Source organism: Acidovorax sp. (assembly GCF_046339755.1).
Classification (GTDB): domain Bacteria; phylum Pseudomonadota; class Gammaproteobacteria; order Burkholderiales; family Burkholderiaceae_C; genus Acidovorax.
Genome location: NZ_JBKDTZ010000146.1, coordinates 1 through 22,136, shown reverse-complemented (window position 1 = coordinate 22,136; position 22,136 = coordinate 1). Strand labels below are relative to the sequence as shown.

Sequence of the window (22,136 nt, the reverse complement as noted above, 5' to 3'; positions counted from 1 at the left end):
ATGCGCTGACCCTGCTGTGCGCCCTGGCGGGCGTTTGCTTTTCCGTGGCCCGCTGGCTGCTGCTCGGCCGGGGTGAGTCGGGCGCATTCGCGCAGATGCTGCTGCCTGCGCAGGCGCTGCAGGTCGGCATCGGGGTCCCCGCGCAGATCGACGCGGCCTGGCGCCTGGCGGGCCTGGCCATCGAGTGCCTGCCCACCGCCGCCATGCTGTTCACCGTCTGGTGCCTGCACCGCATCTGCAGCGCCTTCCTGCGCGGCGAGGTGTTCGGGCTGGCGGTGGTGCGCGGCTTTCGCGGCGTGGGCTGGGGGTTCATCGCCATGTCCGCGGCCTCGCTGGTGCATGGCGCGGCGGTGACGGCGCTGCTGTCCTGGCTGGCCTCGGGGCAGCGCGGCGGGCAGGTGGCGCTGTCGGTGGGCTCGTTCGAGATGAGCGTGCTGATCGTGGGGCTCATGATGTTGCTGCTGGCCCATGTGATGGCCGAGGGCCAGCGCCTGCAGGAGGAGTCGCATGCATTTGTCTGAGCACGCAATGGCGCCTTGCCGTTTCAGTTCACACCAGGGCATGCGCCGGAAAGGTGGCCACCGTGCCCATCGTCGTCACGCTCGATGAAATGCTGGTGCGCCGCAAGGTGAAATCGCGCGACCTGGCGGCGCACGTGGGCATCACCGAGGCCAACCTCTCGCTGCTCAAGAGCGGCAAGGTCAAGGGCGTGCGCTTCGAGACCCTGGCCGCCATCTGCGACTACCTGCAATGCCAGCCGGGTGACCTGCTGGCCTGGGTGGCGCAGGAGGGCGGTACTGCCGATGGCGACGCTGCCACCCCCTGACCGCTCCCGCCCGGGCTGGCGCCTGGGGAGTGCGGTGGCAGCTTCGCTGCTGCTGCACGGGGCGGCGCTGTGGTGGCTGCTCGGTTCCGAACTGGCCAGGCGAGCGCCCGTGCCACAGCCCAGGCAGTCCATGGAAGTCCTCTGGATCACGGCGCCACCATCGGCCCCGCAGGCCGAGGCGGCAGCGCCCCGGTCGGTTCAAGCTGATGCCAGGCCGCCAACCGGCCTGGCACGCGAGGCCCGCAGTGCTCCCCCGCCCGCCGTGCTGGCATTGCCCGAGGGCAACGGGCCCGGCATGGCGGCCATCCCCGTTCCTTTGCCCCCTGCATCGGATGCCCGCGATGAGCCCCCCGTGCAGTGGAGCCCCGAGGGCGTGGCCCGTGCGGCGCGGCAGGAACGGGAATGGCAGCGCCGCCACGGCACGCCATCGGCTGCCGCGCTGGCGGCAGGCCAGGCGCCGCGGGCTCTGGGCACCATGTCCGAACAGGAGTGGCAGAACCACGCCACCGGCCGCGTGACCCGGGTGGAGAGCGAGGCGGGTGTCTACTGCGTGCGCCTGCCTTCGGCCAACCGCCTGCCGGAGGTCGGGGCCGCCCCGCGCATCGCGGCCGTCACGAATTGCTGAGGGGTGTGCGTTCGCGTTCCAGCAGCATCGAGTCGCCGTAGCTGAAGAAGCGGTATTGCTGCGCAATGGCGTGGCGGTAGATGGCCTGGATGCGCTCGTAGCCTGCAAAGGCGCTCACCAGCATCATCAGCGTGCTTTTGGGCAGGTGGAAGTTGGTGAGCAGCAGGTCCACCACCTGGAAGGCGAAGCCCGGGGTGATGAAGATGTTGGTATCGCCCGAGGCCTGGCCGCTGCGCGCCCAGGATTCGAGGGTGCGCACCGTGGTCGTGCCCACCGCCACCACCCGGCCGCCGCGCTGGCGGCAGCGCTCCAGCGCCGCCAGCGTGGCCAGTGGCACCTCGTACCACTCGCTGTGCATCTGGTGCTCGGCCAGGTTCTCGGTCTTCACGGGCTGGAAGGTGCCGGCACCCACGTGCAGGGTGACGCTGGCACGCTCCACACCGCAGCCGGCCAGGGCCGCCAGCACGCCCTCGTCGAAGTGCAGCGCCGCCGTCGGGGCGGCCACGGCACCGGGCGCACGCGCGAACACGGTCTGGTAGCGCTGCGCGTCCTCGGCCGCATCGGGGTCGTGCTCGGCATTCTGCTGGCGCTCGATGTAGGGCGGCAGCGGCAGATGGCCGTGGCGCTCCATCAGGTCGTGCGGCGTTTCCCCGGCCGGCCCTTCGAGCGCGAAGCGGAACAGCGGGCCGTCCTCGCCGGGCCAGCGCGAGAGCAGCGTGGCGTTGAAGCCGCCGCCGTGCAGGCCGCCCGCCATGTGCACCACGGCGCCGGGCAGGGGCTTCTTGCTGACCTTCATGTGGGCCACGACCTCGTTGCCCAACAGCACGCGCTCGATCAGCAGTTCCAGCTTGCCGCCGCTGGCCTTCTCGCCAAAGATGCGTGCCTTGACCACGCGCGTGTCGTTGAAAACCAGCATGTCCCCCGGCTGCAGCAGGCCGGGCAGTTCGTGGAAGATGCGGTCCACCGGGTCCGCGGCGCGGCCATCGAGCAGGCGCGACGCACTGCGCTCGGCGGCGGGGTGCTGGGCAATGAGTTCGGGGGGCAGCGAGAAGTCGAAATCGCTGAGCGTGAAATGGCGCGGGGGCGCAGGCGTGCTGGAAACGGTCATGGAAGCTTGAGGGCCGGACAGGCCCGTACCAAGTTGGGAAAAACAGGGGCGCTATTTTCCCACGTCCGGGCGGCCTACCAGGCCTGTCCGGAAAATCCGGACCACAGCTCGTTGAGGTCCGGGAATTTCCACTTCTCCGGGTCCTCGCGCGCCACGATCTTCTCCGTGCTGCCGGGGATCGCCAGGACCACCACCTCGGGCGGAATGCGCAGGTCCGACTTGGTCGAGAAGAAGACCTTGACCTTGGGCGAGGTCAGCGACTGCGCGCCCTGCTCGGTCACCACGCCGATGCGCCCGGAGCTCAGGCGCACCAGCGAGCCCACCGGGTAGATGCCAATGCTCTTGACGAAGGCCTGGAACAGCCGGGGGTCGAAATGGCCCTTGGTCCACTCGGCCATGCGGCGCAGCGATTCGGCCGGATCCCAGCCAGACTTGTAGGGCCGGTCGGAGGTGATGGCGTCGTAGACATCGCAGATGGCGGTCATGCGCGCGATCAGGCTGATCTGGTCGCCCTTGAGCTTGTCGGGATAGCCCGAGCCGTCCATCTTCTCATGGTGGTGGCGGCAGGCGTCGAGCACGGCATCCTCCACGGCTCCGCCTTCCTTGAGCATCTCATAGCCTTCGGCCGGATGGCTCTGGACCACGGCGAACTCGGCATCGGTCAGCTTGCCCGGCTTGTTGAGCACGGCCAGCGGAATGGCCGCCTTGCCCAGGTCATGCAGCAGCCCCGCCATGCCGGCGCTGCGGGTGTGCTCTTCATTGAGGTTGATCTGCTTGGCCAGCGCCACCATGAGGGCGCACACGGCCACCGAGTGCATGTAGGTGTAGTCGTCGGCCGTCTTCAGGCGTGCCAGGCTGATCAGCGCGCCCGGGTTGCGCGTGACGGAGTCCGAGATTTCCTCCACCAGGCCGCGCGCGTTCTCCGGGTTCACGGCCTTGCCCATGCGCGCCTCTTTGAACATGGAGACCATGGCCTGCTTGGCTTCGCCGCAGATCGAGGCGGCCGCCAGCAGTTCGCTGTGCATGCTGGCAGGGGCCTTGCCGCGGGACTGGCGCCGGGCGGGGGCCGGAGGCGGAGGAGGATCGACCACCAGGGGCGGCAGGTTCTCCAGCATGCTGAAATCCGTTTCCACCTGGATGTCGGCTTCCTCGCGCGAAACGGAACGCACCCCCGCCGCCACGTCCAGGCCCTTGGAGGTATCGATCCACACCTCCTCGATGCTCGTGCTTTTGATGCGCGCCAGGTCCTTGGGATCCTTGAGAACGAATTTGGCGCGCCAAAATGGATGGTCCATCCACGAGCCGCAGAAGTCGTGCAGGTACATGCCCAACGTGAGATGCTGAATACTGATGCGCTTGAGCATGGAAACTGTCCAGATCGCCAGGGCCTGCCAAATCCAGGTAATAAACAGTAACCATGTTAGCCTTTTTGGCCCCCGAATCCTTCGTATTTCCGGATAACCCTTGAACACAACGCCCGCCGCTCCCAGGGCACCCTCTACCGCCAGTGTTGCGCAAAAGGCACTGCACAAGCTGGGTCTCGTGCGCGACGTCGATCTGGCCCTGCACCTGCCGCTGCGCTACGAGGATGAAACCCGGATCACGCCGCTGTCCAGTGCGCGCGATGGGCAGATGGTGCAGATCGAAGCCACCGTGACGGCCTGCGAGGTGCAGCTGCGCCCGCGCCGCCAGCTGCTGGTGCAGGTCGAGGATGCCTCGGGCTCCTGCGAGCTGCGCTTTTTCAGTTTCTACCCTTCGCACCAGAAAACCATGGCTGTGGGCGCCCGCCTGCGCATCCGCGGCGAGGTCAAGGGCGGCTTCTGGGGGCGGCAGATGCTGCACCCGGCCTTCCGCCAGGCCGGCGGCGAACTGCCCTCTGCCCTCACGCCCGTCTACCCCACCACGGCCGGCCTGCCGCAGCCCTACCTGCGCAAGGCGGTCGTCAGTGCGCTCCACCGGGTGGACCTGTCGGAAACCCTGCCCCCGGGTACGGAGCCGCCCTACGCGGTGTTCCGGCGCGACGGCGGCAGCTACCGCGCGTTCAACCTGCGCGAAGCGCTCCAGTTCCTGCACCATCCCACGCCCGACGTGTCGCTGTCCACCCTGGAGGACCACAGCCACCCGGCCTGGCAGCGCCTGAAGGCCGAGGAACTGCTGGCCCAGCAGCTGTCTCAGCAGCAGTCGCGGCGCGAGCGCGACCGGCTGCGCGCCCCGGTGCTGCGCCCGCGCAAGGCGGAAGGCGGGGTGTTGCCCCTGCACGAGCAGCTCATGGCCGTGCTGCCCTTCGATCTGACCGCCGCCCAGCGGCGCGTGGGGCAGGAGATCGCCCAGGACCTGGCCCGCTGGGTGCCCATGCACCGCCTGCTGCAGGGCGACGTGGGCTCGGGCAAGACGGTGGTCGCCGCGCTGGCCGCCACCATCGCCATGGACGCCGGCTGGCAGTGCGCACTGATGGCGCCCACCGAAATCCTGGCCGAGCAGCACTTCGCCAAGATGATCGGCTGGCTGGAGCCGCTGCTGGCCGCGCATGGCCGCCGGGTGGCCTGGCTGGTGGGAGGGCAAAAGAAAAAGGACCGCACTGCCATGCTGGCCCTGGTGGAGAGCGGCGAGGCCGCCCTGGTGGTGGGCACGCATGCCGTGATCCAGGACCAGGTGCGCTTCAAGAACCTGGCGCTGGCCATCATCGACGAGCAGCACCGCTTCGGGGTGGCGCAGCGTTTGTCACTCAGGCAAAAGCTTGCCGCGCAGGGGATGGAGCCGCATATGCTGATGATGAGCGCGACGCCGATCCCGCGCACCCTGGCGATGAGCTACTACGCCGACCTGGACGTTTCCGTCATCGATGAACTACCCCCGGGGCGCACCCCCATCGTCACCAAACTCATTGCCGATAGCCGCAAGGACGAAGTGATCGCTCGCATCGGCGCCCAGGTGGCGGACGGCCGGCAGGTCTACTGGGTCTGCCCGCTGATCGAGGAGAGCGAGGCCCTGGACCTGAGCAATGCCACGGCCACCCATGCCGACCTCAGCGAGGCCCTGCCCGGCGTCATGGTCGGCCTGCTGCACTCGCGCATGCCGGCCGCCGAGAAGAAAGCCGTGATGGCGCTTTTCAGCAGCGGGCAGATGGGTGTGCTGGTGAGCACCACGGTGATCGAGGTCGGCGTGGACGTGCCCAATGCCTCGCTGATGGTGATCGAGCACTCCGAGCGCTTCGGCCTGTCGCAGCTGCACCAGTTGCGCGGGCGTGTGGGGCGGGGGGCGGCGGCATCGGCCTGTGTGCTGCTCTACTCCACCAACGACAGTGGCCGCGTGGGCGAGACTGCCAAGGAACGCCTGCGCGCGATGGCAGAGACCAACGACGGCTTCGAAATCGCCCGGCGCGATCTGGAGATCCGCGGCCCCGGCGAATTCCTCGGCGCGCGGCAGTCAGGCGACGCGCTGCTGCGTTTCGCCGACCTGGCCACCGACACCCACCTGCTTGAATGGGCGCGCGAACTGGCTCCCGTGATGCTGGACCGCCATGCCGAACTGGCCGAACGCCACGTCATGCGCTGGCTAGGGGGGAAATCCGACTACCTCAAGGCATGACATGGACACTTCACCCAATCCCAGCGCCCAGTGGGTGCGCGACCCCGCCTACCTCGCTGCCGCCGTGCGCCTGGCCCACCTGGACCGCCCGGCCGGCCTGCGCTTCATGGCCCCGTTGCTCATGACAGTGCTGGTGGCGCTGATGTTCTCGCCCTGGGGCATCCTGTCGGTGCTCTCTGGCTGGGGCAGCTTTCTCACCCATCTGCCCGCGATGCTGATGTTCCTGGTGCTGATCGCCCTCGCATCCTCGCAGGCCTACCCGTCCATGCTGCAGGCCAACCTGCGCCGCTACGCGTTTGCCGGCGACCGGGCCCGGTGGGAGGCCTGCGCCGAAGGCCTGCATTACCGCGTGGAGGGGCCCGATGGCAGTGAGCGCCACGAAGCGCGCTCGCGCTGGAGCTGGTGGAGCGTGCTGTCCGTGGACCCCACAGGCCTGCGCCTGCACCGCCCCGGCTCGGTGGAAGCCTATGCCATTCCCTGGGACACCTGGCAGGCCGCCACCCCCGAGGCGCGCGCGGGCGAGCAGGCCGCCGTGGTGGAACTCGCCCGCGCAGCCGGCGTCCGCGTGCGCTGCATGGCGCGCTGGGACCGGGCCGGCCTGGCGGGCGCGCTGGCCGGTTTGGCCGTGCTGCTGACCCAGTGGATGGCGCTGTGCTCCATCTTCGCTGCCTTGCCTTTCCTGCGGCGCTGGGACATCGGTGCGCTGCAGGCTTCCGCCATCGACACCTTCTGGTGGGCGGGCCTGCTGCTGGCGCCCCTGGTGCTGGCCTTGCACCTGGGGCTGGCGGCATGGCAGCAGCGCCGAACGGGAGCGGGCAGACCCGTGCCCGCGCTCTGGCCGCACCTGGTTCTGGCACTGGGGTGGGCGGCATTGCTGCTGGTGGCGCTGGAGTCGCTGCGCGCGCTGGTTTTCGACGACGCGCTGGCCGCCAGCCGGTATGCCGCACCCCTGCCGGTGGTGATCGGCGCGGTGCTGGCCCTGCTCGTTGCCCTGGTGCTGCACCGCGCTGGCGTGGCGTACTGGGCGGTGAGGCGCGCGGCGCTGCACAATGCAGGGTCAACCCGTCTGGAATCTCCATGACCCTCACCGAACTCAAATACATCGTCGCGGTGGCGCGCGAAAAGCACTTCGGCCACGCCGCCGATGCCTGCTATGTGTCGCAGCCCACGCTGTCGGTGGCCATCAAGAAGCTCGAGGAAGAACTCGATGTGAAGCTGTTCGAGCGCAGCGCAGGCGAAGTCACCGTCACGCCCCTGGGCGAGGAAATCGTGCGCCAGGCGCAGAGCGTGCTGGAACAGGCCGCCGCCATCAAGGAAATCGCCAAGCGCGGCAAGGACCCGCTGGCCGGCCCCCTGACCCTGGGCGTGATCTACACCATTGGCCCCTACCTGCTGCCCGACCTGGTGCGCCACTCCATTGCCCGCACCCCGCAGATGCCGCTGATGCTGCAGGAGAACTTCACCGTCAAGCTGCTGGAAATGCTGCGCACCGGCGAGATCGACTGCGCCATCCTGGCCGAGCCCTTCCCCGACACCGCCCTGGCCATGGCGCCGCTGTACGACGAGCCCTTCATGGCGGCCCTGCCGGCCAACCACCCGCTGGGCACGCAAAAATCCATCTCTGCCGCCGAACTCAAGAGCGAGACCATGCTGCTGCTGGGCGCGGGCCACTGCTTCCGCGACCATGTGCTGGAGGTGTGCCCCGAATTCGCGCGCTTTGCCAGCAATGCCGAAGGCATCCGCAAGTCCTTCGAGGGCTCCTCGCTCGAAACCATCAAGCACATGGTGGCCGCCGGCATGGGCGTGACCCTGGTGCCGCGCCTGTCGGTGCCACGCGATGCGCTGCTCACGGTCTCGCGCCGGCGCAAGAGCGACGAGAACTACATCCGCTACGTCCCCATCCGCGAAGACGACGGCAGCCCGCCGCCCATGCGCCGCGTGGTGCTGGCCTGGCGCCGCAGCTTCACGCGCTACGAGGCCATTGCCGCGCTGCGCAATGCGATCTATGCCTGCGAATTGCCGGGCGTAACGCGGTTGTCCTGACAACCCTTGCTGCGGGCGCCCTGGCGCGCTGGGGGCCGGCGGCGATACACTTTCGCCGCGCGGGGTCCTGCCCCGCCGGCGCTCCCGTACCGCGGCGCCGGTGCTGCGGGTTGGCGCCACATGCCACCCGCGCCTGTCCCGCGCTCCCCCATTCCCTAGGAAAGCTACAGAGATGAAGAAGATTTTGATGGCCGCTGGCCTTGCCGTGGGCCTGGCAGCCTGCTCCAGCGTGACGACGACCGATGCGCCGCAGGCAGCCACGATCAAGAAGGCCCAGATGGACCGCCTGGTGGCGGCGCTGCCCGCAGCGGCCCAGGGCAGCTTTGACGACTTCATCGCGCAGGCTGCGCGTGAGAACCCGCTGCTGCAGGCGAGCGTTGCCGCCTACAAGGCCAAGGCCCCGCTGGCCGGGGACGACCTGGTCAACATCAGCCGCCTGCTCGGCCTGTACAACCGCCTGCGCAACCAGGCGGCGGTGATCGACGCCACGGCGCGCATGGTCGCCATCCCCACCTTCCGCAATGACAAGGTGCCGCCGCACGAGGACAAGGCCATCATCGCCTTCGGCGCCCTGGTCGAAGGCATGGCCAAGGAGTTCGGCCTGGAATACCGCAACGTGGACAACCGCATCTTCGAAGTGAAGTTGCCCGGCAGCGGCAAGGAAGAATTCGGCATCCTCACGCACGCCGACGTGGTGCCCGTGGTGGCCGACGAATGGGTGCTGGACGACGGTACGCGCCTGGACCCCTTCAAGCTCACGCGCGTGGGTGGCAACCTGTACGGTCGCGGCTCCATCGACGACAAGGGCTCCATCGCCACCGTGCTGTATGCGATGAAGGCCGTCAAGGAAAGCGGACTGCCGCTGTCGCGCACCATCCGCCTCATGATCGAGACCACCGAAGAGACCGGTGGCGATGCCATGAAGTACTACCGCACCAAGACCGAACTGCCCGAGTACAACATCGTGCTCGACAGCAAGTACCCGGCGGTGGTCGCCGAAAAGGGCTCCGGCGCGCTGCGCGCCTCGTTCCCCTTGCAGGATGCGCCGGCCGGCTACACGGCCATCACCTCCATGACCGGCGCCGCGTCCACCAACGCGGTTCCGCAGACCGCCACGATGCGCCTGCAGGGCGGTGACCTGGCTGCCGTGGCGGCCAAGCTGGACAGTGCCAAGGCCGCCTTCATCGCCAAGTACACGCCGCAGGGCGGGGCCTTCAAGATCGACGTGGCGCAGGAGTCCGGCGCCGTGCAGATCAAGGTCACCGGCACCTCGGCCCACGGCTCGCGCCCCGAGGAGGGCGTGAACCCGCTGCCGCGCCTGGCTCTGTTCCTGCGCGAATCCGGCGTGGCGGTGGCGCTCACCGGCTATGCCAATGCCGTGCGCTACATCGCCGAACTGTATGGCACGGACTACCTGGGCCGCACCATCGGCATGGCCTACAGCGATGACTTCATGGGCCCGCTGACCATGTCGCCCAACCTCGTGCGCGAGAAGGACGGCATGGTCGACGTGCTGGTGAACGTGCGCATGCCGCGCGGCAGCACGCCCGAAAACCTGGTGCAGGCCAGCAAGGTCAAGATCAACGACTGGGCGGCCCAGGCCTCCGTTCCGGTGGTCATCGACCACCAGCAGGGCAACTGGATGGCGCGCGACCCCAAGGGCGCCTGGCTCTCCACGCTGCTCAACACCTTCGGCGACACGACGGGCCTCGAAGCCAAACCCGTGCCCACCGCCGGCAGCACCACGGCCAAGCTCATGCCCAACGCCATCAACTTCGGCCCCGCCATGCCGGGCAAGAAGTACACGGCCCACAACGCCAAGGAGTACAAGGAAGTCGTGGACCTGGATGCCGACATGCAGATGTTCACCGAGATGCTGGTGCGCATCGGCAATTTGGACAAGATGCAGTAACGGGATTCGCGCTTGCGCTACATTGGGTGCGAACCCCAGCTCCCTGGCCCGGCGTGAGCCCGGGCGAGGGGGCCAGACCATCGCTTGTTTCCAACGAAGGAGCCTCCATGGCCAAAGCCGCCAAGACCCCCGCCGCCCCCAGCATCAACATCGGCATCAGCGAAAAGGACCGCGCCGCCATTGCGCAAGGCCTGTCGCGCCTGCTGGCCGACACCTACACCCTGTACCTGACCACGCACAACTTCCACTGGAACGTGACGGGCCCCATGTTCAACACCCTGCACACCATGTTCATGGCGCAGTACACCGAACTGTGGAACGCCGTGGACCCGATCGCCGAGCGCATCCGCTCGCTGGGCCACATCGCTCCCGGCTCGTATGCCGATTTCGGCAAGCTGGCCACCGTGGCCGATGCGCCGAGCAAGCCGCCCAAGGCCCTGGACATGGTGCGCGTTCTGGTCGAAGGCCATGAGGCCGTGGCCCGCACGGCGCGCAGCCTGTTCCCGCTGGCCGACAAGGCCAGCGACGAACCCACCGCCGACCTGCTGACCCAGCGCCTCACGGTGCATGAGCAGACCGCCTGGATGCTGCGCTCGCTGCTGGAGGAGTGAGCTGGATGGACGGGTCAGCAAGGCCCCGTTCCTTTGGCGGGCCCTATCTCCCCGGGCAGCCTGCCGCATTGGCATCTCGTCCTACAGGTGGTGCCCGCGCTTTCCTGAATGATCCGTACTGGCGTTTCCTCTTGTGCTTTTTCCGCCACGTTCCGCCCTTCCAGAACACGACACCATCCCTATGCGAATCCTTTATGTGGAGGACAACCCCGAACTGCGGGAAACCATCGGCATGCTGATGGAAGGGGAGGGGCGCACGATCACCAGCTGTGCCACGGCAGAAGAGGCGCTGGAGCTGGAGCGCGATGGCAGCTTCGATCTGCTGGTCACCGATGTGAGCCTGCCCGGGCTGTCCGGCACGGACCTGGCGCGCCAGGTACTGGCGGCCGATCCCCGGCGCTGGGTGGTGCTGTGCAGCGGCTACGACCTGGGCAGCCACCCTTCGGCCTGGGGGCCCAACGTGCGCACGCTGATGAAGCCGTTCGAACTCGAAGACCTGGAGACCTTGCTGCTCCAGGTGCAGGCCTCGCTAGACACCTCGCCCGCCGGGCGCTGATCCGGCCCCGCAGGTCCGCCGCGCGGGCCAGGGCGGCCGGTCAGCCTGCTGCCGCGGGGTGGCGCGGCAACACCACATGAAAGCGCGTGGTGCCGTCTTCGGACTGCACATCTATACGGCCGCCGTGCGAGCGCACGATCTGCTGCACGATGAACAGGCCCAGCCCCAGGCCCTGGTGGCGCCCTGGCGCCTGGTCACGCCCCCGGAAGGGGCTGAACAATTGCGGCAGCAGTGCGGGCGGAATGGTGCCGCCGTTGGTCACCGTCAGGGCCAGGGTCTGCGGGTCGGTGCCATCCAGGGCCACATGGATCGCCACCGCGGGATCGCCGTGGTGCACCGCATTGCCGATGAGGTTGATGGCCAGCTGGCACAGACGTTCCTCGTCTCCCACGCCGGCCAGGTTCCCCTGGTCGCTGGTGCGGATCACATGGTTGGGAAAGCCCGTGCGTATCTCCTGCAGCGAGCGCTGCAGCACCGCCAGCAGGTCCACCGGGGCCATGCGCATCGCCAGGCCGCCGCCCTGGCGGATGCGCGTCACGTCCAGCAGGTCCTCGATCATGCGCCCCATGCGCTGGCTGCTGCTGAGCACGCGCCCGGCCAGGGCCTGCGCCTTGTCGGCTGGCAGCGGCTGGCGCTGCAGCGCGGTGGCGGCCGCGCCGATGGACATCAGCGGCGTGCGCAGGTCGTGGCTGAGCACGGCCATGAACATCTCGTTGATGCGCAGCGCCTCGGTGCGCTCGCGCAGTTCGCGCGCCAGGGCGCGCTTCTGGCGGAACAGCTCGAAGAACACATTCGCCTTGGACGTCAGCACCTGCGGGTCGATGGGCTTGTACAGGAAATCCACGGCCCCGGTCTCGTAGCCACGAAACTGCCAGTTCTGGTCGCGCGAACCGGCGGTCATGAAGATCAGCGGGATGTGGCGCGTGCGCTCGCTGCCGCGGATCAGCTCGGCAAGCTCGAAACCGTTCATCTCGGGCATCTGCACGTCCAGCAAAGCCAGTGCCACGTCGCCGTGCTGCAGCAGCAGCTCCAGCGCCTCGGGCCCCGACTGGGCCTTGAGCACCTCGATGCCGTCGCTGTGCAGCAATGCCTCCACTGCCACGAGGTTTTCGGGCACGTCGTCCACCACCAGGCACTTGATGCGCTCGGCCGGCAGTGGCTGGGGGTGCAGGGTGGGGCTCACAGGATTCTCCGCATTTGCAGGTCGGCCAACAGGGACGCGATCTCCGAAGGGGTCAGGACATGGTGTGGCGCCATCAGGTCCAGCGCGGACTGCGGCATGGTGGACATGGCAGCGCTCGCGGGGGCCTGCACGACACACAGACCCCCGGCGGCGCCGATGGCGGCCATGCCGCGCGCGCCGTCCTGGTTCGCGCCGGACAACAGCATACCGAGCAGGCGCTCGCCATAGGTATCCGCCGCCGACTCGAACAGCACGTCGATGGATGGCCGCGAGAAGTGCACGGGCTCGTCCACCGAGAGCGCCAGCCGTGGTCCGGCATCCACCAGCAGATGGTAGTCGGGCGGGGCGAAGTACACGGTACCTGCCTCGATGGGCTCCTTGTCCTGCGCTTCGGCCGTGCGCAGCGCGCAGCGCGGGCGAAAGATCTCGGGCAGCAGGCTCGGGGCCTCGCGCGGCAGGTGCAGGGTGACCAGCACCGCTGCGCGGATCTGCGCCTGCAGCGCCGGCAGGATGGTGGAGATCGCATCGATGGCGCCCGCCGAGCCCCCGATCACGATGGCATCGAACCTGCGCGCGCCGGGCGGGTGCCGTGTAGCGGCCGTCATGTGCCCACCTTCTTGCGGTAGATGCGGTCTTCCAGCACAAAATCGTCGAAAGCCGGGGCCTGCTCGGTGAAGCGCATCGACTCCTTGGAGCCCAGGCCCAGAAAGCCGCGGTGGCAGAGCGCTTCCTTGAACAGGCCGAGCGCCCGGTTCTGCAGCTCACGCTCGAAGTAGATCAGCACGTTGCGGCAGGACACCAGGTGCACTTCGGCGAACACCGTGTCCGTGGCCAGGCTGTGGTCGGAGAACACCACCTGCTTGCGCAGCGCGCGATCAAACACCACCCGGCCATAGCCGGCGGAGTAGTAATCCGACAGCGAACTCTTGCCGCCCGAGCGCACGTGGTTTTCGGTGAAGGCGGCCACGCGCGAGAGCTCGAACACGCCGGCTTCGGCCGCCTGCAGGGCCTGCTGGTTGATGTCGGTGGCATAGATGATGGTGCGCTCGAGCAGGCCTTCCTCGTGCAGCAGGATGGCCAGCGAATACACCTCCTCGCCCGTACTGCAGCCAGCCACCCAGACCTTGAGCGAGGGGTAGGTGCGCAGGATGGGGATCACCTGCTCGCGCAGCGCCTTGAAGTAGCGCGGATCGCGGAACATCTCGCTGACCTGCACCGTGAGGTATTCGAGCAGCGCCGGGAAAATGGCGGCATCGTGCAGCACCTTGTCCTGCAGCTGCGACAGCGTCTGGCAGCCAAAGCGCGACAGCGCCGCCTGCAGGCGCCGCTTGAGCGAGGCCTGCGCATAGCCGCGGAAGTCGTAGTGGTAGCGGTAGTAGATCGCATCGAGCAGCAGGCGCTGCTCGATGTCGCCGATCCGGGCCGTCTTCAGGTGGTGCAATCGTCACTCCGGCGTGCTGCTCACTTGGGCATCCACACACGCACCAGCGACAGCAGCGTCTCCACATCCAGCGGCTTGGCGATGTAGTCGTTGGCGCCGGCGGCCAGGCATTTCTCCTGGTCGTCCTTCATGGCCTTGGCCGTGAGGGCGATGATGGGCAGCTTGCGCCAGGCCGGCTGCTTGCGGATCTCGCGCATGGCGGTGTAGCCGTCCATCTCCGGCATCATGATGTCCATCAGCACCAGGTCCACCGCCGGGCCGGCGCCGCCGGAGCGCTCCAGGAAGTCGAGCGCCTCGCGGCCATTGCGCGCGATCTGCACCGCAATGCCCGTGGGCTCCAGGATGCTGGAGAGCGCGAACACGTTGCGCACATCGTCCTCCACTACCAGCACCGTGCGGCCCTCGAAGGCTGCATCGCGGCTGCGTGCCACCTGCAGCATCTGCCGGCGCTCCACCGACAGCTCGGACTCCACCTGGTGCAGGAACAGCGTCACCTCGTCGAGCAGGCGCTCGGGCGAGCGCGCATCCTTGATGATGATGGACTTGGAGAAGCGGCGCAGCTGCTGCTCTTCGTCGCGCGTGAGGGCGCGCCCGGTGTAGACGATGACCGGCGGGAAGGACACGTCCTCCTGCTCCGACATGGCCTTGAGCAGCTCGTAGCCGCTCAGGTCGGGCAGGTTCACGTCCATCACCATGCAGTCGAAGGTGCTGCTGCGCAGGTAGTCCAGCGCCATCTTGGCATTTTCCACGCACACGATGTCCACGCCATCGCTGGCCAGCAGGGCGCGCACACTCTCGCGCTGGCGCTCGTCGTCTTCCACCACCAGCACGCGGCGCATGCCCTGGGTGAACTTGGCTTCCAGGCGCTGCAGGGCCTGCACCAGTTCCTCGCGCTTGACGGGCTTGAGCGCGTAGCCGATGGCGCCGCGGCCCATGGCCTCCTGCGAGTAGTCGGCCACCGAGACCACATGCACCGGGATGTGCCGCGTGGCCGGGTTGCGCTTGAGCTGGTCGAGCACGCCCAGGCCCGAGAAGTCGGGCAGGTTCACGTCCAGCACGATGGCGCTGGGCTGGTGCAGCGTGGCGGCCGCCAGGCCCTCGCCGGCCGTGTGGGCCAGGATGCAGTGGAAATCCATCTCCTGCGCCAGGTCGTTCAGGATGTTGGCAAAGCGCACGTCGTCCTCGATCACGAGGATGTTGCGCTCGCCCTTGGGGCGCGCCGCCACAGGCAGGATGGCGGGGGCGGCTGGCGGCGCAGGCAGGGTGGCGGCTGCAGGGGCCATGGGTGCCGTGCCGGCGTGCGCTGGCGGAGGTTGCATGGCCATGCCGGTGGAGGGCGCATCCAGCGGCACTGCGTGGCGTGGCACCGTCAGCGTGAACTCGCTGCCCTGGCCCGGCGTGCTGCGGATGGCGATGTTGCCGCCCAGAAGGTGCGCCAGATCGCGCGAGATCGACAGGCCCAGCCCCGTGCCGCCGTACTTGCGGTGGGTGCTGCCATCGGCCTGGCGGAAGGCCTCGAAGACCAGCTCCTGCTGGTGCTCGGGGATGCCGATGCCCGTGTCGCGCACCGCAAAGGCCAGCATGTCCCCGGGCAGGGGCGAGACATGCAGCGCCACGCTGCCCTGCTCGGTGAACTTCACCGCATTCGACAGCAGGTTCTTGATCACCTGCCCCAGGCGCAGCGGGTCGGTGTCCATGGTGGCCGGCACGCCCGGGTCCATGGTGACGGTGAGGGTCAGGCCCTTCTCCTCGGCGATGGGGCGCAGGGGATCGGCCAGCCCCTGCACGGTGCGGGCGATGTCCACGGTCTCGATGTCGATGGTGGCCTGCCCGGCCTCGATCTTGGACAGGTCCAGGATGTCGTTGATCAGCGCCAGCAGGTCGTTGCCGGCCGAGGAGATGGTCTGCGCGTACTTCACCTGCTCGGCCGTGAGGTTGCCGGCCTTGTTGTCCGCCAGCAGCTTGGCCAGGATCAGCGTGGAGTTGAGCGGGGTGCGCAGCTCGTGGCTCATGTTGGCCAGGAACTCGCTCTTGTACTGGCTGGTCTGCTCGATCTCGCGCGCCTTCTCGGTCAGGTCGCTCTGGGCGGCAAGCAATTCCTCGCGCTGGTTCTCGAGCTGCTGGGTCTGCTCTTCGAGCTGGGCATTGGTCTGCTCCAGCTCGGTCTGCTGCAGCTCCATCTGGGCCTGCGATTCCTGCAGGATGCGGCTTTGCTGCTCCAGCTCCTCATTGTTGACGCGCAGTTCTTCCTGCTGGGCCTGCAATTCCTCGGACTGGCGCTGGGTCTCTTCGAGCAGGGCTTCGAGGCGGCTGCGGTCCTGGCCCGAGCGGATGGCAACGGCCAGCATCTCCGAGGCCTGCTTGAACAGCCTGTGCTCGAATTCGTCGACTGCGCGGTAGAAACCCAGTTCGATCACGGCAAAGACCTCGCCGTTTTCCATGGCGGGAGCCACCAGCAGCTCGGCGGGGGCGGAGGCACCGGTGCTCGAAGACACCACCAGGTGGTTGGCAGGCACGTCGCGCACGTGCAACAGTTCGCGCGAGCGCGCGCACTGGCCCACCAGGCCTTCGCCGTCGATCAGCTTCTGCGCCAGGCGCTCGCGCGGCAGCGCATAGCCACCGAACAGCGTGAAGCCGCCATTCTCGTTGACCGCATAGGCAGCGCCCACCTTGGCATTGAGGTAGGTGGCCAGGTACTCGAGCGCCAGCTCACCGATCTCCTCGACGCGGCGGTCACCCTGCAGGCGTTGCGCCAGCCCGCTCAGGCCCGTCACCACCCAGTTCTGGCGCGCTTTCAGGCGGTGTTCGCGCGCGGTCAGCGCGGCCGAGATGCAGATCAGCGCCAGCAGCACCAGTGAGCCGCCCCAGGAGTAGTAGGCCGACAGGGACGTGGCTTCCTCCCAGCCGCGGCGGCGGTCTTCGAGTTCCTGCGTCTGCAGGCCCGCCAGATCCGAAGCCAGGTCACGCACCCGGTCCATGATGTTCTTGCCCGCATCGCTGCGCACCAGGGCCATGGCGCCTTCCACGTTGCCGGCCTTGCGCAGGTCCACGGTCTCGGCCAGCTCGCTGCGCTTTTGCCGGGCCAGGTCCTCGATCTGGACCACCAGCCGCCGCTGGCCGGCATTGCCCTCGGTGCTGGCCTTGAGGGCCGTCAGCTGCCGGTCCAGCACGTTCTGCGCCAGCAGGTAGGGCTGCAGGTAGGAGGCGTCACCCGTGAGCAGGTAGCCGCGCTGCCCGGTCTCCAGGTCCTTGAGCGCCGAGTGCACCAGCGACAGCTGGCGCATGGCCTGCGAAGTCCGGTCCATCGCCGCCACGGCGTCGGCCCGTACCTCGGAGGCCCGGTAGTTCACGAAGGCAATCACCAGCGTGGCCAGGGCCGCGACGATGAAGCCTGCCATCAGGCTCTTGGGGATGGCAAAGCGCTGGGCGGCCTGGGTACTCGGGGATCGGGGCATGCGGGGCGGATTCCGGGTGAAGGGGCAACCGGCCACTGTAACGGGTTGTACCAACTGCTGGTGTAGGACATGTCCTGCATGGTAGCGCTCCCTGCGGGGCCGGTGGGCACTGCGGCTGTTACATTCCCGGTGCGCCTGCCCTGTGGGGCAGTTCTCCCTCGCCGCTTCCATCGCCCATGTCCGCACTTCCGCGCAGCCGCTTGTCTCTTTACCTCGACCTGATCCGCTGGGACCGGCCCGCAGGCTGGCTGGTCTGCCTATGGCCCACGCTCAGTGCGCTGTGGATTGCCGCCGATGGCTTTCCGGGCTGGCACCTGCTGGCGGTGTTCGTGCTGGGCACCTTCCTCATGCGCAGCGCGGGCTGCTGCGTGAACGACGTGGCCGACCGCGACTTCGACCGCCACGTCAAGCGCACCGCGGCGCGGCCCGTGACCACCGGGGCCGTCTCCGTCAAGCAGGCGCTGGCCCTGGGCGCTGTGCTGGCCCTGGTGTCCTTCGGCCTGGTGCTCACCACCAATGCGGCGGCCATCGCCTGGTCCGTGCCCGCCGTGCTGGTGGCCATTGCCTACCCGTTCACCAAGCGCATCATCGCCATGCCCCAGGCCGTGCTGGGCATCGCCTTCAACTTCGGCATCGTGATCGCCTTCGCCGCGGTGCAGGGCCAGGTGCCCGCCGTGGCGTGGTGGATGTGGCTGGGCAACCTGTTCTGGGTGCTGGCCTACGACACCGAGTACGCCATGGTCGACCGCGACGACGACCTCAAGATCGGCATCAAGACCTCGGCCATCACCCTGGGCCGCTTCGACGTGGCGGCCATCGTGCTGTTCTACCTGCTGTTCCTGGGCATCTGGGGCGTGGCCCTGGCGCCCTATGCCCTGGACCCGGTGTACTGGCTGGCCACAGCCGCCGCCCTGGCACAGGCAGTCTGGCACTGGACGCTGATCCGCGACCGCAGCCGCGAAGGCTGCTTCCAGGCCTTCCGCGTCAACCACTGGCTCGGCGCCACCGTGTTCGCCGGCATTGCCGGCAGCTACCTGTTGCGCCAGCTTGCTATCAATTGAGTAGCGGGCGAGGAATTACTTGCCAAACTCATCGCCCAGTTCGTGGGCGCGGTGCTCGGCGGCTTGTATCGCGCGCTCGAAGGCCTCGCCCACACCATCGTTCTGCATGGACTGCAGCGCCGCATAGGTGGTGCCGCCCTTGGACGTGACGCGCTCGCGCAGCACAGCCGGCGGTTCGTCCGAACGGCGCGCCAGTTCCGAGGCGCCCACGAAGGTGCCCACGGCCAACTGGTGGGACTGCGCAGCCGACAGGCCCATGGCCGTGCCCGCTCGGGCCATGGCTTCCAGGAAGTAAAACACGTAGGCCGGGCCCGAGCCCGACAGCGCCGTCACGGCATCGAGCTGCTTTTCGCTGTCCACCCACAGGTACTCGCCCGTGGTGGCCATGATGGCTTCCGCGCTCTGGCGCTCGTCCGGCGAGACGCCGGGGCGGGCATACAGCGCGCTCATGCCCTTGCCCACCAGGGCCGGGGTGTTGGGCATGGTGCGCACGATGCGCTCGCTGGCGAGCCACCGGGCGATGCTGTCCGAACGGATGCCGGCGGCCACGCTCAGGTGCAGCGCATCCTGGGTGTGGGCGCGCGCCAGGGCGGCGGCATCCTTGAAGGTCTGGGGCTTGACGGCCCAGACCACGATGCGCGCGCGCTGCAGGGCAGCGCCGGCTTCCGGCTGGGCTTCGATGCCGTAGTTCGTGCGCAGGGCCTCGCGCGCCTGCTCCCAGGGCTCGACGACTTCGATCTGGCTGGCCGGGTGGCCCTGGCGCACCAGGCCGCCGATGATGGCGCTGGCCATGTTGCCGCCGCCGATGAAGGCGATCACGGGAAGGGTAGGGGAGGCGGGGGTCTGGCTCATGGTGTGCACAACTGGGAAACAAACAGCGGGGCCATGATGGTAGCCGCACCGCCCGCGGCCACTGCTCCTCCCTGTTTCGGGGTCACTCTGCGGTGGTCTGGCGCACGGCGCGTTCCCAGCGCTCCATGAGCTCCTGTGCACGCGCCTTGTCCAGGGTCGGCAGAAAGCGCCGCTCGGCGCGCCACAGCTGCGACAGTTCGGCCGTGCTGCCGTACACACCGCTGGACAGGCCCGCCAGGTAGGCGGCCCCCAGGGCCGTGGTCTCGATCACGGCCGGGCGTACCACCGGAATGCCCAGCAGGTCGGCCTGGAACTGCATCAGCAGGTCGTTGGCGCAGGCACCACCGTCCACGCGCAGCTCGCTCACCGGCTTGCCGCCGGCAGCCACGGCGTCGCGTCCCATGGCCTGCAGCAGCGCGGCGCTCTGGTAGGCAATGCTCTCCAGCGCCGCACGCGCGATGTGGCCCAGGGTGGAGCCGCGCGTCAACCCCGTGATGGTGCCGCGCGCATCGGGCTTCCAGTAGGGCGCGCCCAGGCCGGTGAAGGCCGGCACCATCATCACGCCGCCAGAGTCGGGCACGCTCTGCGCGAGGGATTCAACCTCGCCGCTGGTGGAGATGGCGCGCAGGCCGTCGCGCAGCCACTGCACCACCGCGCCGCCCACGAAGACGCTGCCTTCCATCGCGAACTCGGTCTGCGCGCTGGCCTGGGCTGCGCTGGTGGTGAGCAGGCCGTTCTGCGAGGTCTGGAAAGTGGCGCCCGTGTGCATCAGCATGAAGCAGCCCGTGCCATAGGTGTTCTTGGCCATGCCCGCGCTGAAGCAGGCCTGGCCGAACAGCGCGCTCTGCTGGTCGCCTGCCACGCCGCCCACGCGGATGGCGTGGCCCAGCAGGTCGGGAGCCACGTCGCAGAAGTGCGAGCTCGATGGTTGCACCTGCGGCATCAGCGACTTGGGAATGCGCAGCAGCGCCAGCAGCTCGTCGTCCCACTGGTTGGTGTGCACGTTGAACAGCATGGTGCGCGAGGCATTGCTCACGTCGGTCACGTGCACCTCGCCATGCGTGAGCTGCCACATCAGCCAGCTGTCCACCGTGCCGAAGGCCAGCTCGCCGCGCTCGGCCTGCGCGCGCGCACCGGGCACGTGGTCCAGCAGCCATTGCAGCTTGGTGCCCGAAAAATAGGCATCGACCAGCAGGCCCGTCTTGGCCTGGATGGTGCCCGCGTGCCCCTGCTCGCGCAGCTGCGCGCAGGCCGGCTCGGCGCGGCGGTCCTGCCAGACGATGGCATGGTGCACGGGCTTGCCGGTTTGGCGGTTCCACAGTACGGTGGTTTCGCTCTGGTTGGTGATGCCGACGGCGCGCACGGCACTGGCCTTGATGTTGGCCTTTTCCAGCGCCTCGCGCGCCGTGGCCAACTGGGTGCGCCAGATCTCCATCGGGTCGTGTTCCACCCAGCCGGGCTGCGGGTAGATCTGCGGCAGCTCGCGCTGGGCCAGGGCCACGATGTGGCCCTGCTCGTCGAAGACGATGCTGCGGGAGCTGGAAGTGCCTTGGTCGAGTGCGAGCAGGTAGGTCATGGCGGGCAAGGATAAGTCAGGCGGCCACGGTGCAAATCACCTCGGCGTCCTGGAGCAATACGGGAAAGGGCTCGGGCGGCGGCGCATCGGTGAACAGCCGGTCGATCTGCTGCAGCGTGGCCAACTGCACCATGGCCGGGCGGTTGAACTTGCTCTGGTCGGCCGCCAGCCAGACCTCGCGCGACTGGGCGATGATGGTCTGCGCCACCTTCACCTCACGGTAGTCGAAGTCGCGCAGCGAGCCGTCGGGCTCGATGCCCGAGATGCCGATCAGCGCGATGTCCACGCGGAACTGGCGGATGAAGTCCACCGCCGCCTCGCCCACGATGCCGCGGTCGCGCGCGCGCACCACGCCGCCGGCCACGATCACCTCGCACTCGGGGTTGCCGCTCAGGATGGCCGCCACGTTCAGGTTGTTGGTGATCACGCGCAGGCCGCGGTGGTGCAGCAGGGCCTTGGCAATGGCCTCGGTGGTGGTGCCGATGTTCAGGATCAGCGAACAGTCGTTGGGCACCTGTTCGGCCACGGCGCGTGCGATGCGCGCCTTGCCTTCGGCATGCAGGGTTTCGCGCTGCGGGTGGGCCAGGTTCTCCACGGTGGAGCTGGGCACCCGCACGCCGCCATGGAAGCGCGTGAGCAGGCCCGATTCGGCCAGCCGCTGCACATCGCGGCGCACCGTCTGCAGGGTCACACCCAGGGTTTCGGCGAGCTGTTCGACGCTGGCCGACTTGCGCGCGCGCACTTCTTCAAGGAGCAGGAGTTGTCGGGGATTCGTGTTCACGCGGTCAGGGCAGCAAGAAAGAAGCCAATAGGGTGGCGATACTTTAAATGGAACAAAAAGGAACTCATTAAGGGTAAACCTTGATACAAAACGATCACAAAAGAACAAGAATGAACGCAATCGAAAACAAACGGCCTCGGCGCGCCTGCGTACGGGGCCGATTCCACAAGACCCATCAGGGGTTCTGAGAAAGGTGTGCGGGATGCAGCTGGCACTGGACAGCATCAGCAAGAGGGTGGGGGCGCAGACCTGGCTCCATGGCATGAGCATGGCGCTGCACAGTGGCGCCGTCACGGTGCTGCTGGGCGCCACCCAGGCCGGCAAGACCAGCCTGATGCGCATCATGGCCGGGCTCGATGCGCCTACGGCGGGCACCGTGCGGGTGGACGGTGCCGACGTCACCGGCATGCCGGTGCGCGAGCGCAACGTGGCCATGGTCTACCAGCAGTTCATCAACTACCCGTCGATGAAGGTGGCCGACAACATCGCCTCGCCGCTCAAGCTGCGCGGCGAAAAGA

General features: G+C 68.2%; 20 protein-coding genes. 11 read left to right on the top strand and 9 right to left on the bottom strand.

Annotated features, from left to right (window positions below; genetic code table 11):
- From ACK59X_RS12355 to ACK59X_RS12345, 3 genes are all read left to right on the top strand, one after another.
- The coding region (locus ACK59X_RS12355; RefSeq protein ID WP_409957619.1) for a DUF2975 domain-containing protein at window positions 1-521 on the top strand (521 nt) is incomplete at its 5' end.
- Window positions 522-583: 62 nt separating this feature from the next.
- Window positions 584-826, top strand: coding sequence for a helix-turn-helix domain-containing protein (locus ACK59X_RS12350; protein WP_409957618.1), 243 nt, complete (start codon window positions 584-586; stop codon window positions 824-826).
- Window positions 804-1,451, top strand: a complete 648-nt coding sequence (locus ACK59X_RS12345) for a hypothetical protein (RefSeq protein ID WP_409957617.1) — start codon at window positions 804-806, stop codon at window positions 1,449-1,451. The genes ACK59X_RS12350 and ACK59X_RS12345 overlap by 23 nt, the downstream gene beginning before the upstream one ends.
- Here ACK59X_RS12345 and queA read toward each other — a convergent pair.
- Window positions 1,438-2,559 carry a tRNA preQ1(34) S-adenosylmethionine ribosyltransferase-isomerase QueA gene (queA, locus tag ACK59X_RS12340; protein ID WP_409957616.1) on the bottom strand — a complete coding sequence of 374 codons (1,122 nt, stop codon included), beginning with the start codon at window positions 2,557-2,559 and terminating at the stop codon, window positions 1,438-1,440. The genes ACK59X_RS12345 and queA overlap by 14 nt on opposite strands.
- A gap of 74 nt (window positions 2,560-2,633) precedes the next feature.
- The gene (locus ACK59X_RS12335; RefSeq protein ID WP_409957615.1) at window positions 2,634-3,923 is read right to left on the bottom strand and encodes an HD-GYP domain-containing protein; all 1,290 of its coding nucleotides are present in this window, start codon (window positions 3,921-3,923) and stop codon (window positions 2,634-2,636) included.
- A gap of 100 nt (window positions 3,924-4,023) precedes the next feature.
- Between ACK59X_RS12335 and recG the strand changes: the two genes are divergently transcribed.
- The 6 genes from recG (at window position 4,024) to ACK59X_RS12305 (ending at window position 11,269) form a co-directional block, all read left to right on the top strand.
- On the top strand, window positions 4,024-6,147 hold the full coding sequence (gene recG / locus ACK59X_RS12330) for an ATP-dependent DNA helicase RecG (RefSeq protein WP_409957614.1): 2,124 nt from the start codon (window positions 4,024-4,026) through the stop codon (window positions 6,145-6,147).
- Window position 6,148: 1 nt separating this feature from the next.
- Window positions 6,149-7,228, top strand: coding sequence for a hypothetical protein (locus ACK59X_RS12325; protein ID WP_409957613.1), 1,080 nt, complete (start codon window positions 6,149-6,151; stop codon window positions 7,226-7,228).
- On the top strand, window positions 7,225-8,190 hold the full coding sequence (locus ACK59X_RS12320) for a LysR substrate-binding domain-containing protein (RefSeq protein WP_409957612.1): 966 nt from the start codon (window positions 7,225-7,227) through the stop codon (window positions 8,188-8,190). The genes ACK59X_RS12325 and ACK59X_RS12320 overlap by 4 nt, the downstream gene beginning before the upstream one ends.
- Before the next feature lie 172 nt (window positions 8,191-8,362).
- Window positions 8,363-10,102, top strand: coding sequence for a dipeptidase (locus tag ACK59X_RS12315; RefSeq protein WP_409957611.1), 1,740 nt, complete (start codon window positions 8,363-8,365; stop codon window positions 10,100-10,102).
- Between the two features lie 107 nt (window positions 10,103-10,209).
- Complete coding sequence (locus ACK59X_RS12310; RefSeq protein WP_409957610.1) at window positions 10,210-10,713, top strand: Dps family protein; 504 nt, start codon at window positions 10,210-10,212, stop codon at window positions 10,711-10,713.
- 181 nt (window positions 10,714-10,894) lie between these two features.
- Window positions 10,895-11,269 carry a response regulator gene (locus tag ACK59X_RS12305; RefSeq protein WP_409957609.1) on the top strand — a complete coding sequence of 125 codons (375 nt, stop codon included), beginning with the start codon at window positions 10,895-10,897 and terminating at the stop codon, window positions 11,267-11,269.
- A 40-nt stretch (window positions 11,270-11,309) separates the two neighbouring features.
- On the opposite strand, the gene ACK59X_RS12300 is transcribed toward ACK59X_RS12305, so the two are convergent.
- Genes ACK59X_RS12300 through ACK59X_RS12285 form a run of 4 tightly spaced genes read right to left on the bottom strand, consistent with a single transcriptional unit; the run spans window position 11,310 to window position 17,348 of the window.
- Window positions 11,310-12,452: a response regulator gene (locus tag ACK59X_RS12300; RefSeq protein ID WP_409957608.1), complete on the bottom strand. Its 1,143-nt coding sequence runs from the start codon at window positions 12,450-12,452 to the stop codon at window positions 11,310-11,312.
- Window positions 12,449-13,057, bottom strand: coding sequence for a chemotaxis protein CheB (locus ACK59X_RS12295; RefSeq protein WP_409957607.1), 609 nt, complete (start codon window positions 13,055-13,057; stop codon window positions 12,449-12,451). The genes ACK59X_RS12300 and ACK59X_RS12295 overlap by 4 nt, the downstream gene beginning before the upstream one ends.
- Window positions 13,054-13,893 carry a CheR family methyltransferase gene (locus ACK59X_RS12290; RefSeq protein ID WP_409957606.1) on the bottom strand — a complete coding sequence of 280 codons (840 nt, stop codon included), beginning with the start codon at window positions 13,891-13,893 and terminating at the stop codon, window positions 13,054-13,056. Before ACK59X_RS12290 ends, ACK59X_RS12295 begins: the two co-directional genes overlap by 4 nt.
- A gap of 20 nt (window positions 13,894-13,913) precedes the next feature.
- Complete coding sequence (locus ACK59X_RS12285) at window positions 13,914-17,348, bottom strand: response regulator (RefSeq protein WP_409957605.1); 3,435 nt, start codon at window positions 17,346-17,348, stop codon at window positions 13,914-13,916.
- Window positions 17,349-17,524: 176 nt separating this feature from the next.
- Between ACK59X_RS12285 and ubiA the strand changes: the two genes are divergently transcribed.
- Window positions 17,525-18,409 carry a 4-hydroxybenzoate octaprenyltransferase gene (gene ubiA, locus ACK59X_RS12280; RefSeq protein WP_409957604.1) on the top strand — a complete coding sequence of 295 codons (885 nt, stop codon included), beginning with the start codon at window positions 17,525-17,527 and terminating at the stop codon, window positions 18,407-18,409.
- Between the two features lie 15 nt (window positions 18,410-18,424).
- On the opposite strand, the gene proC is transcribed toward ubiA, so the two are convergent.
- The 3 genes from proC to ACK59X_RS12265 form a co-directional block, all read right to left on the bottom strand.
- A complete protein-coding gene (proC, locus tag ACK59X_RS12275; protein WP_409957603.1) occupies window positions 18,425-19,261 on the bottom strand; it encodes a pyrroline-5-carboxylate reductase in 837 nt (278 codons plus the stop codon).
- Window positions 19,262-19,343: 82 nt separating this feature from the next.
- Window positions 19,344-20,837, bottom strand: a complete 1,494-nt coding sequence (glpK, locus tag ACK59X_RS12270) for a glycerol kinase GlpK (RefSeq protein WP_409957602.1) — start codon at window positions 20,835-20,837, stop codon at window positions 19,344-19,346.
- A 16-nt stretch (window positions 20,838-20,853) separates the two neighbouring features.
- Window positions 20,854-21,618: a DeoR/GlpR family DNA-binding transcription regulator gene (locus ACK59X_RS12265; protein WP_409957601.1), complete on the bottom strand. Its 765-nt coding sequence runs from the start codon at window positions 21,616-21,618 to the stop codon at window positions 20,854-20,856.
- 202 nt (window positions 21,619-21,820) lie between these two features.
- On the opposite strand from ACK59X_RS12265, the gene ACK59X_RS12260 reads away from it, so the two are divergent.
- The coding region (locus ACK59X_RS12260) for an ATP-binding cassette domain-containing protein (RefSeq protein ID WP_409957600.1) at window positions 21,821-22,136 on the top strand (316 nt) is incomplete at its 3' end.